This is a genomic window from Paraburkholderia acidiphila (genome assembly GCF_009789655.1).
Lineage (GTDB): Bacteria > Pseudomonadota > Gammaproteobacteria > Burkholderiales > Burkholderiaceae > Paraburkholderia > Paraburkholderia acidiphila.
The window spans coordinates 1,458,874-1,470,248 of sequence record NZ_CP046910.1 but is presented as its reverse complement, the minus strand read 5'-3'; the positions used below and the strand labels follow the sequence as shown (position 1 = coordinate 1,470,248).

The 11,375-nt window shown below is 63.9% G+C and carries 8 protein-coding genes; 4 read left to right on the top strand and 4 right to left on the bottom strand.

Annotation, left to right across the window (positions count from 1 at the left end; translation table 11 throughout):
• Window positions 1-463 precede the first annotated feature (463 nt).
• Window positions 464-1,765, top strand: a complete 1,302-nt coding sequence (gene cqsA, locus FAZ97_RS21060; RefSeq protein ID WP_158760346.1) for an alpha-hydroxyketone-type quorum-sensing autoinducer synthase — start codon at window positions 464-466, stop codon at window positions 1,763-1,765.
• 85 nt (window positions 1,766-1,850) lie between these two features.
• Here the strand turns inward: cqsA and FAZ97_RS21055 are convergent, their stop codons facing one another.
• The 4 genes from FAZ97_RS21055 to FAZ97_RS21040 all read right to left on the bottom strand — a co-directional run bounded on the left by FAZ97_RS21055 (window position 1,851) and on the right by FAZ97_RS21040 (window position 6,952).
• A complete protein-coding gene (locus FAZ97_RS21055) occupies window positions 1,851-2,876 on the bottom strand; it encodes a response regulator (RefSeq protein WP_158760345.1) in 1,026 nt (341 codons plus the stop codon).
• Entirely contained in the window at window positions 2,873-4,234 is a 1,362-nt protein-coding gene (locus FAZ97_RS21050) for a sensor histidine kinase (RefSeq protein WP_233271720.1), read from the bottom strand. Before FAZ97_RS21050 ends, FAZ97_RS21055 begins: the two co-directional genes overlap by 4 nt.
• Before the next feature lie 276 nt (window positions 4,235-4,510).
• Window positions 4,511-5,341 (bottom strand): alpha/beta fold hydrolase, encoded by an 831-nt coding sequence (locus FAZ97_RS21045; protein WP_233271719.1) that lies wholly within the window; start codon window positions 5,339-5,341, stop codon window positions 4,511-4,513.
• Between the two features lie 21 nt (window positions 5,342-5,362).
• Window positions 5,363-6,952, bottom strand: a complete 1,590-nt coding sequence (locus FAZ97_RS21040; protein WP_158760343.1) for a benzoate-CoA ligase family protein — start codon at window positions 6,950-6,952, stop codon at window positions 5,363-5,365.
• Window positions 6,953-7,081: 129 nt separating this feature from the next.
• On the opposite strand from FAZ97_RS21040, the gene FAZ97_RS21035 reads away from it, so the two are divergent.
• The 3 genes from FAZ97_RS21035 (at window position 7,082) to boxB (ending at window position 11,327) form a co-directional block, all read left to right on the top strand.
• Window positions 7,082-8,038 carry a helix-turn-helix transcriptional regulator gene (locus tag FAZ97_RS21035; RefSeq protein ID WP_158760342.1) on the top strand — a complete coding sequence of 319 codons (957 nt, stop codon included), beginning with the start codon at window positions 7,082-7,084 and terminating at the stop codon, window positions 8,036-8,038.
• A gap of 127 nt (window positions 8,039-8,165) precedes the next feature.
• Entirely contained in the window at window positions 8,166-9,842 is a 1,677-nt protein-coding gene (boxC, locus tag FAZ97_RS21030) for a 2,3-epoxybenzoyl-CoA dihydrolase (RefSeq protein WP_158760341.1), read from the top strand.
• A 57-nt stretch (window positions 9,843-9,899) separates the two neighbouring features.
• Complete coding sequence (gene boxB / locus FAZ97_RS21025; RefSeq protein ID WP_158760340.1) at window positions 9,900-11,327, top strand: benzoyl-CoA 2,3-epoxidase subunit BoxB; 1,428 nt, start codon at window positions 9,900-9,902, stop codon at window positions 11,325-11,327.
• Window positions 11,328-11,375: the final 48 nt, after the last annotated feature.

Genomic DNA, 11,375 nt, shown 5'->3' with positions numbered 1-11,375 from the left:
ATAATTATCAATGGCGCGACTGACGTTGCGTGCAGCGTAAAGGCGCTTTCGCTGCATGGCGTGCAGGGTCCAGGTGGCCTGCGTGGCGCGCCTCAATAATTTTCGAGCGGGCGTTTCTTCCCTTGTAACCAGTGGCGATCACGCGATGCGGGATTCGTGCGGATATGAAGGCGCCGGCTCCTGGCGCCCCGCGCCCGCATTGGTTTTCGCATTCGCTCCGCATTCAAGCGCGCTCTGGCGCCGCCGGCCTGGACCGCTCTTTCGCTCCCCGCCGCGCGCCGCGACTCACGCGCTCGCCAGTCATTGCATTACCCACATTCAAAAGTCCGCTGCCGCAATGCGCACGTCAGGCCTCATCGCGCGTGTCGTTTCGCTGCGGGCACATTACGGGCCTGCCTCCCGGTATCCATCCTGACCAGACAAGTCGCCTCCGGGGGCGGGCTTTAACCACAAGGAGCCTGAGATGAAAGTTGGCAGCAACTGGCGTAACGCACATAACAACGACGCGGCATTGCCCGCATTCCTCGCAGCACGTGTCGATCGTTACTACACCGAGCGCGTGCAGGAAAGCTGGGCCGGGGGGCACATCATGAAGGGTCGTGTCGCCGATGCCGACGCCTTGCACCTTTCGAGTAACGACTACCTTTCGATTGCGCGCCACCCCGAGATTCTCGATGCAATGTGCATGAGCATCCGCTCGGAGGGCAACGGGCTCTTGATGTCGGGTGTGTTCCTGCACGGCGACGACTGCCCGCAACTCGCACTCGAAGACCGCTTCGCGTCCTACATGGGGGCCGAAGCGAGTGTGTTGTGCCAGTCGGGTTTTGCCGCGAATACGGGGCTGATCCAGTCGATCGCCAATGCGCAAACGCCGGTATACGTCGACATGATGGCGCATATGTCGCTGTGGGAAGGCATCCGCAGCGCCGGGGCGCGCGCGATCAGTTTCTTCCACAACGATGTCGATCATCTCGAGCAGCGCATTCAGCGCTACGGGGCCGGGATCGTGATCGTCGATTCGGTGTACAGCACGAACGGCAGCGTGGCGCCGCTCGCGGCGATTGCCGAGGTATGCGCCGAGCACGACTGCGTGCTGGTCGTCGACGAGTCGCATTCGCTCGGCACGCACGGCCCGCATGGTGCGGGCATGGTGGCCGAACTCGGGCTGATCGACCGCGTGCATTTCCGCACGGCCAGTCTCGCCAAGGCGTTTGCCGGGCGCGCGGGCATCATCAGCTGTTCGCGGCGCTTCCAGGAGTATTTCAAATGCGAGGCGCTGCCGGCGATTTTCAGCTCGACACTGCTGCCGCATGAAACGGCGGGTCTCGCGGCCACGCTCGACGTGATCGAGCGCGAAGACTGGCGGCGCACGCGGGTCGCGGCCAATGGGCGCTATGTGCGCGGGCGGCTCGCCGAACTCGGCTACAACCTGAACGGCAGCGAAACGCAAATCATCGCGCTCGAAGCCGGGCCGGAGCCGCAGACGATCGTGCTGCGCGACGCGCTCGAAGCACGCGGCATTTTCGGTTCGGTGTTCTGTGCACCCGCCACGGCGCAGAACCGCTCGCTCGTGCGGCTCTCGCTCAACGCGGCGCTGTGCGAGGAGGAACTGGAGCGGCTCGTGGAGGTGTGCGCCGAGATTCGCGACGAGGTGCAAATGTGGAACTGGCCTTCCACGCGCCGCAACGAGCGCAATACGGGCCGTGCGCGCGTGCGTGTGCCGCAAGCGGTGGTGAATATGCCGATGGTGGCCGTGGCGGCCTGAGCCAGCATCGCGCGAGGCAACGATAGCGTGGGGGAGCGCCCGATTTACGGCCTGCGGAAAACTGACCGCAATTCAGTGCCGTAAATCAGGGTGAGTCCCACGCCGCCTGGATCTCGCGGTCGAGCTGGTCGAGATGCCGGTCGTAGGGCAGCACGTTGTCGAGCGCAAGTCCCGCCGGCTTCTTTACCACGGCGTAGAGATAGCGGCGGTCGCCGTGAAATTCCGATGCGGGGTGCATATACGGCTGCCATTCCGCGCACTGTGCCGGGTAATAGCCTTCCGTGCGCCAGAAATAGGGCAGGCTGCGGCGGCTGTCGAGTTCCGCGAGAAAGCTTGTGGGCGCACCTTGTTCGACGGCGATTTCACGCACGCCGCGCAGCGATTCGTCGGTGTGTATGACGAGCAGGTACGCGGTGCCGATGCCGTCGAACATCAGGAGTCCGTGCGGTTGATACGAGAGATAGTGCTCGACGATGCCCAATGAATCGGCAATGCCTTTCACGTGCGCGGCGAGCGCATGGTCCTTGAGGAACGCATATTCGGAAACGGCGAGCGCGTCGAGCACCGTGCTGCAGCAGCGGTCGAAATACGCGCGCTGCATATCGCCGATCGCCTGGTTCAGCGTTTCCACCGCGTCGACCTCGTGCTTGCGGATGAAGCGGTCGATCAGCCCTTCGTTGAAGCTTTTCACTGCCACGTGCTCGTCGGCTTTGCCGGTCAGCACGATTTTCCGGATCGACGGGTCGGTAATGCGGCGGCAAAACTCCATGCCGTTGAGTTCGGGCATGTCGTAATCGACGACCACGACCGATACCGACTCGAAGCGCGACGCGTTATGTACGAGACTACGTATCGCGTCGACGCGCATGGCGATGACCTGGTGCGCATCGTTTTCTTCGGTGCGGTCCAGATACGGGCTGAAGATGGGCTCCGCGGCGCGGTCCGGCCCGGCGCGGCCATTGAGAAATTTCAGCGCCTCGCCGGGCGAGCTGAACAGGCGGAAGGCCAGGTCGGGGTCGAGTTGCAGGCTCAGGTTCGAAAGGAACGCGGCGCTGTCGTCGACGAACGCGACGGTGGTCGGATAGGAGAACGGCTGAATGGCTTTCGTCATGGCGCAGGGAATGTCAAAACGAACTCGGTATATTCGCCTTTTACGGAAGAGCACGTGATTGCTCCACCCATCGCTTGCATGACATCGCGGCAGAATGCCAGCCCGATTCCTGCTCCGAGCGTCACGTCATCGGTGGCGGTTGTCGAAGTATAAAAGCGCGTGAAGATGTGCGGCAATACCTCAGGGGAAATACCGGTGCCCGTATCGCTGAAAATCAAACGATTGGCCCGTTGCCCTGATTCAAGACGAATCGAAATCTGCGCGCCTTCGATGCTGCCCATATGCCGGAAGGCATTTTTGAGCAGATTGAAGAGCACGTGAACAGTAAGCATTTCAGATCCGTGGAACTCGAAATCGGGGCGCAGGTTGCAGATTACCCGACGCCGGTCGCCTTCGCGAAACGGAAAACGCGCGAGTGCGGTTTCCACGCAATGCACGATCGAGCACGTTGTTGCGTTTTGCATGTTGCCGCCCGTGAAGCGCGCCGTGGCGAGCAGCATGTCGATGATCGCGTTCGAATGCAATGCCTCTTGTTCGATGCGGCCCACCACGCCTTGCAGGGAATGCAGATGCGCCACGCGTATTTTAGGCACGGGCAAGCGGCTGCGCTGGGCGAGCTGATAGGTGTCGAGCAGTGCGGGCAAATAGCGCATGAGGCCCGCTGCGCCCACGCGGATCGCCACGAGCGGAGTGCGCAGTTCGTGCGCCACGCTGCCGGCCGTAGCCAGCATGGCGCGCTCCTGTTCGATCTGAATGCGGTCCTGATCGTAATTGGCCACCGCGCCGATCGCTACCGCAAACGAAAAGATCGCCAGATGGGTGAAGTAGTTCGGCCCGAGTACGATGGGGTACGTGGTGAGGCAGTACGCGATCACCGCGAGGCTGATGCCCACGAGGAACTGCAGCACGAGCATGAGCCAGTCGAGCAGCAGCACCATCACGAACGCCGCGATCAGCGCGCTCTCCACCCACACTTCGTTGCCGTTGTTCTTGAGCAGCATGAACGTGAAAAAGAACGGCAACGCGTAGAGCGTGCAGAAGTACCAGTACCACGGCAGCAGCTTTTTCAGCGCGGCGGGCCAGCGCTCGAACGCCAGAATCGGGATGAACAGGAACGAGCCGATCAGGCGCAGCGTGAGATTTTCATACGGCTGAGGAAAGAGGTCTTTCCAGACGTAGTAGTAAAGCGGAAAGCCCACGCTCGCCACGACGGCGAGCGGGCGCATGCGCCGCTTCACGTATTGCAGGTTGCGCAGCGCGGGCGCGAAGGCGCGCACGAAGCGCGGACGCATCGACGCCCAGGCCCGCCTCAGTCGCACCGAGGTTCTTGAAACGTTCATCAGAATGGAATCGCTCATCGTTCTGGCCGGCGCGCGCGGTCCGGCCGGTCTTTTTGCGTCTCGCTTTTTTGGGTTCCCGGTGCTGCTTGCTTTTCCGCCGGCGGTCTCGCGTGGTCGGACCCCGTCTCCACCCGGCAAAGAAAGACAATATCACCAAAGGATTGCAGCGATGAGGCGTGTTTCGCTCCTTGACAGGCTTCGGTGCCGTGCCGGCAAGGAAATGCTATGCGTGGCGCATCGACTGCGCCGATTTTAGGGCCGTTCGACGGGCGCTGAGGTGTGCCTGAGCGGTCTTCAGGCCGAAGGCTTGCGGTGGGCGGAAATGAATTGCTCGATAGCGTCGTCCAGCGGCTGCGGCGCGTCGCGATGCGGAGAATGGCCGCCATGTGCGAGTGCGTGGACGCGCGCGTGCGGCGCGGCCGCGCCAATCGCTTCGACCTGCGCCATGGTGCCGTAGTGGTCGTCTACGGCCTGTACGGCGAGCAACGGCGCGCGAATCGACGCCAGATCGCCGACGATATTCCAGGCCCGGAAGGCGGGCTCGAGCCAGATGTCGTTCCAGCCGTAAAACGCGGAGTCGACATCGTCGTGATAGCGTGCCAGCCTTTCGCGCAGGCGGGTCGTTTCGTACGCAACCTTCGCCTCGGCGATGCTTGCGACGGAGATGTCCTCCACGAACACGTGCGGCGCAATCGCCACCGCGCCTTCGAGCGCTTCGGGAAAAGCGGCGGCGTAGAGCAGCGCGATGGATGCGCCGTCGCTATGACCGATCAGCCACATGCGCTTGCGTTCGGCTGCGCTGACACCGAGTGTGTCGAGCAGGGCGGGCAAGACCTCGCGCGCCTGCTGAGCCATGAAATCGACGGGCCATTTCACGCCTGGCGCGCGCGGTGTGGAGCGCCCGTAACCCGGGCGCGAATAGACGAGCCCGCGCATGCCCAGGCGCTCGCAAAGCGCGGCGGGCCAATCCTTCCACATGGCGATCGAGCCGAGACCCTCGTGCAGGAACACGGCGAGCGGCGCCTCACTGTCTGCCGCGCCGATCCAGCGATATTCGATGCGCAGCGCATCGTGCGCGTGGTGTGTATCGGCGGTGGGCAGGTCGGCAAATTCGCTATCGTTCATGGCGCTTGTCATGAGTCACTGTCACGACTGAAACTGCTGACGCAGCCGGAAACGCTGGATTTTACCGGTCGCCGTTTTCGGCAGATCGTCGACGAACAGAATGTCGCGCGGATACTTGTGCGGCGCGAGCCGCGTTTTGACGAACGCCTTCAGCTGCCCGGCCAGTGCTTCGTGCGAGGCGTCCGCTGCCGCCTGCTTGAGGACGACGAATGCGCAGGTCTTCACGAGCCCGCCCTGATCGACGCCGATCACGGCGGCTTCGAGCACCGCGTCGTGCTGCATGAGCACCATTTCGACTTCGATAGGCGAAACGTACTGGCCGCTCACCTTGAGCATGTCGTCGCTGCGGCCCGCATAGACATAGGCGCCGCCCGGCAGGCGCCGGTACTTGTCGCCGCTTTTCACCCAGTCGCCGAGGAAGGTCGCGCGCGACTTCTCGCGATTGCACCAGTACATCACGGCCGCGCTCGGCCCGCGGATAAAGAGGTCGCCGATCTCGCCGTCGGCCACGAGCGCGCCGTTCTCGTCGCGCAGTTCGATTTCGTAGCCGGGCACGGGGCGGCCCGTGGTGCCGTATTCGACGGCGCCTGGCCGGTTCGAGAGGAAGATGTGCAGCATTTCCGTGGAGCCGAGGCCGTCGAGAATGTCGCTGCCGAAGTGCGCCCTGAAGCGCTCGCCCAGTTCGCGCGGCAGCGCTTCGCCCGCGGAGGTGCACACGCGCAGCGCGACATCGGCGCGTGCGGGGAGATTGGGCGAGGCCATCATGTTCGCGTAGAGCGTGGGCACGCCGTAGAACACGGTGGGGCGATGCTGCACGAGGCGCGCGAATACGGCGCTGGCGGTGGGGCGTTCGGCCATCAGGATCGTGGTCGCGCCCACCGACAACGGAAACGACAGACCGTTGCCGAGGCCATAGGCGAAGAACAGCTTGGCCGCCGAAAACACGATGTCGCTTTCGCGTATGCCGAGAATGGGCTTCGCGTAAGTCTCGACGGTCCAGTAGAGATTGGCGTGCGTATGCACCGTGCCTTTGGGTTTTCCCGTCGATCCCGAGGAGTAGAGCCAGAACGCGATGTCGTCACAGCCGGTTTGCGCGGCGCGCGGGGCGGGCTCGGCGCGCGCGATCAGATCGGCGAGGACGGGTTGTGGTCTATCTGAAACAGGCTGCGAAACGATTAACTGGCAGTCCTCACATTGTGCTTCGGCGAGCGCTGCGCTCACCGCGGGCAGCACCGCGCCCGACGCGATCACCACGCGCGCGCGGCTGTGCGTGAGCATGTACATATAGTCGGCCGGCATGAGCAGCGTGTTGACGACCACCGGCACGATGCCCGCATAGAGCGCGCCGAGAAAGGCAATGGGCAGCTCGACGGTGTCGAGCATCACGAGCAGAACGCGTTCTTCCGTGTGAACGCCGAGCGCGCGCATGGCGGTCGCGAAGCGGCGGGCCTGCGTTTCGAGTTCGCCGTAGGTCAGCGTGAGCGTGTCGTCGATATACGCGGTCTTCGCAGCGCGCGCGGCATTGAGCGAGAACAGGTGCGTGGCGAAGTTGAATTGCGCGGGCGGCGGCACAGCCGCGGCGTGTTCTGGCGACGCTGCATGGATTTGCACGGTGGTGTCTCCGCTCTGTCTGCCACGATCGGATTTGTCGTCGTTCGACCTTTTCGCGGAAAATTAGCGGTTAGCAAAATGCATGTCAAGCACTATAGTACATAAACTCGGGTTCAGAGATTCCCTAAGATGAAGCAAACTTACACTGCCGAGCTGCCAACGGAAGCCGCCGACGATGCCGCGCGCGGCGAGCGCGCAGAACGCGACCCGTTCCTGACCGCCATGGGCGAGCGCGTGCGCATGCTGCGCGCGCGGCGCGGCATGACGCGCAAGACGCTGGCGGCGGAAACCGGGCTTTCGGAGCGGCATCTGGCGAATCTGGAGTCTGGGGTGGGGAATGCCTCCGTGCTGGTCTTGCGGCAGATCGCGAACACGCTGAACTGTCCGCTCGCCGAAGTCATCGGCGACGTCACGACCTCGTCGGCGGAATGGCTCCTGATTCGCGAGCTGCTGCAGGGGCGCGACCCGGCTGCCTTGCAGCGCGCGCGCGTGGCGCTCGCCGAAATGTTCTCGCAAACCAGCGCCGATCCGCATCGCAACGAGCGTATCGCGCTGATCGGCCTGCGCGGCGCGGGCAAGTCCACGCTGGGACGCATGCTCGCGCAGGAGCTGAAGGTGCCGTTCGTCGAGCTGACGCGAGTGATCGAACAGCTGGCGGGTTGTCCGCCTTCGGAGATTCATTCGCTGTATGGCGCGAGCGCCTATCGCCGGTATGAGCATCGGGCGCTGGAAGCCGTGGTCGCGGAGCACCCGCGCGCCGTGATCGCCTCGCCAGGCGGCCTCGTGTCCGAGCCGGCCACGTTCAACGTGCTGCTCGCGCATTGCTTCACCGTCTGGCTGCAGGCCGCGCCTGACGAGCACATGCGCCGCGTCGTGGCGCAGGGCGACCTGCGCCCCATGTCAGGCAATTCGGGCAACAGCGAGGCGATGGACGACCTCAAACGCATCCTGGCGGGCCGCAGCGAACTGTATGGCCGCGCCGACATGACGTTCGACACCAGCGAAAAGACGCTCGCCGACGCCTACCTGCAACTGCGCGACCGGCTCGCCGCCCGCCTCGCCGCCGAGGCGCCCCGCATCGAGTAATCGGCGGCCGCGCACTACGGCATTGCGGGTTTACCTCTATGTATGCACTAAAATGCATTGACATGCTTTACATGAGCATTTCATTGCACTATCGTTCATTGAAACGAAGGGCAGAAAGGAGACGCTCATGGCCGCAGTCGAAACCGCCGTCGCCCCGCAGCGGGTCGATTACCGCACCGAACCTGCGCAGTACCGGCACTGGAAGCTAACGTTCGACGGCGCGGTGGCAACGCTCGGCATGGATATCGCCGAGGACGGCGGCATTCGCGAGGGTTACAAGCTAAAGCTGAATTCGTATGACCTCGGCGTCGATATCGAACTGCACGACGCACTCCAGCGCATCCGCTTCGAGCATCCGGAAGTGCGCACCGTCGTGCTGACCAGCCTGAAGGACCGCGTGTTCTGCTCGGGCGCCAATATCTTCATGCTCGGCCTTTCCACCCACGCGTGGAAGGTCAACTTCTGCAAGTTCACCAACGAAACGCGCAACGGCATGGAAGATTCGTCGCGCCATTCGGGCCTGAAGTTCGTTGCGGCCGTGAACGGCGCCTGTGCTGGCGGCGGGTACGAACTGGCGCTCGCCTGCGACGAGATCATGCTCGTGGACGACCGTTCTTCCTCGGTCGCGCTGCCGGAAGTGCCGCTGCTCGGCGTGCTGCCGGGCACGGGCGGCCTCACGCGGTTGACCGACAAGCGCAAAGTGCGCCACGACCGCGCCGACATTTTCTGCACCGTGGTGGAAGGCATACGCGGCGAACGCGCGAAAGCCTGGCGCCTCGTGGACGAAGTGGTGAAGCCGAATCAGTTCGGCCAGGCCGTGCAGGCGCGCGCGCTCGAACTCGCGGCGGCTAGTGACCGGCCAGCGGGTGCGAATGGCATTGCGCTCACACGCATCGAGCGCGTGGAGCACGACAGTGGCCTGAGCTACGCAACCGTCGACGTTGCGATCGACCGCGCGAAGCGCACCGCGACATTCACGGCGAAAGCGCCGGCCGCGGCACCTGCTTCGGATATCGAATCAATCGTCGCCGCTGGTGCGTCGTGGTGGCCGCTGCAGTTCGCGCGCGAACTGGACGATGCGATCCTCAGCATGCGCACGAACGAACTCGACATCGGCACGTGGATCCTCAAGACCGAAGGCGACGCGCGCACCGTGCTCGCCGCCGACGCCGCGCTGCTCGCGCACCGCGACCACTGGTTCGTGCGCGAGACGATCGGCATGCTGCGCCGTACGCTGGCGCGCATCGATGTCTCTTCGCGTTCGCTGTTCGCGCTGATCGAACCGGGCTCGTGCTTCGCAGGCACTTTCGCCGAACTCGCATTCGCTGCCGACCGCACGTACATGGCCGCGCTGCCCGCGAACGAAGACGAAGAACCGGCCATCACGCTCTCGGAAGCGAACTTCGGCCTCTATCCGATGGTCACGCATCAATCGCGCCTCGCGCGGCGTTTCTATGAGGAAACCGAACCACTCGATGCCGTGCGCGCAAAGATTGGCGAAGCGGTCAAGCCGGTCGAGGCGGAGGGCCTTGGTCTCGTGACGGCCTCGCCCGACGACATCGACTGGCCCGACGAAATCCGTCTCGCACTGGAAGAGCGCGCGGTCATGTCGCCCGATGCGCTCACCGGGCTCGAAGCGAACCTGCGCTTCAACGGCCCGGAAACGATGGAAACGCGCATCTTCGGGCGGCTCTCCGCGTGGCAGAACTGGATCTTCAACCGGCCCAACGCCGTGGGCGAGAAGGGCGCGCTCAAGGTGTACGGCAAGGGCAGCAAGGCGCAGTTCGACGTCGCCCGCGTCTGAGACCCGTATCCGTCGCCGCGTTCGCCGCGCCCGTCGAATTTGCTGGAAGGAACCGCAATGTCCACGATCAACTACAGCGAAAAGATTCCGAACAACGTCAACCTCGCCGACGACCGCGCGCTGCAGCGCGCCCTCGAACAGTGGCAGCCCAACTTCCTCTCGTGGTGGGGCGACATGGGCCCCGAAGGCTCGCACGGCTACGACGTCTATCTGCGCACGGCGGTGAGCGTCGACGCGGGCGGCTGGGCGCACTTCGACCATGTGAAGATGCCCGACTACCGGTGGGGCATCTTCCTCACGCCGGGCGAAGCGGATCGCAAGATCCATTTCGGTGCGCACAAGGGCGAGGCCGCGTGGCAGGACGTACCGGGCGAGCACCGCGCGAATCTGCGCCGCATCATCGTCACGCAGGGCGATACGGAACCCGCCTCCGTCGAGCAGCAGCGTCATCTCGGCCTCACCGCGCCCTCCATGTACGACCTGCGCAACCTGTTCCAGGTGAACGTGGAAGAAGGGCGGCACCTGTGGGCGATGGTGTATCTGCTGCATCGCTACTTCGGCCGCGATGGCCGTGAGGAAGCCGAAGCATTGCTGGATCGCCGATCGGGTGACGACGACAACCCGCGCATACTCGGTGCGTTCAACGAGAAAACGCCGGACTGGCTGGCGTTCTTCATGTTCACGTACTTCACCGACCGCGACGGCAAGTTCCAGCTTTCGGCGCTTTCTGAATCCGGCTTCGACCCGCTTGCGCGCACGACGAAGTTCATGCTGACCGAGGAAGCGCATCACATGTTCGTCGGCGAATCGGGCATCTCGCGTGTCGTGCAGCGCACCGCGCAGGTCATGAACGAACTGAAGACCGACGACGTGAAGCGCTTGCGCGCCGCGGGCGTGATCGACCTCGAAACGATCCAGCGCTACCTGAATTTCCACTACTCGGTGACGATCGACCTGTTCGGCGCCGATCACTCGTCGAATGCTGCGACGTTCTACAGCTCGGGCCTGAAGGGCCGCTATGAAGAGACCAAGCGAGACGACGATCACCAGCTCGAAGGCCAGCAATACCGCCTGCTCGACGTGCAGGACGGCAAGCTCGTGGAGCGCGAAGTGCCGATGCTTAATGCGATGAACGAAGTGCTGCGCGACGACTACATCAAGGACTCGGTAGCGGGCGTGAACCGCTGGAACAAGGTGCTGGAAAAGGCGGGCATCGATGCCCGGCTCGCCGTGCCGCACAAGGCATTCAATCGACAGATCGGCACCTTTGCGGGCGTGCGCGTTTCGCCGGACGGTCGCGTGATCGGCGAGACGGAATGGGCCGCGAACGAAGCGAAATGGCTGCCCACCGCGGAAGACCGCGCCTATGTGGCCTCGCTCATGGGCCGCGTGATCGAACCGGGCAAGTTCGCCAACTGGATCGCACCGCCGGCTATGGGCATCAACCGGCAGCCAGTCGATTTCGAATACGTGCGCTTTGATTGAGTGGAGCGGCGGCGCTCAACGACGAGTTCGCGCGCCGCGGCGGGAGAC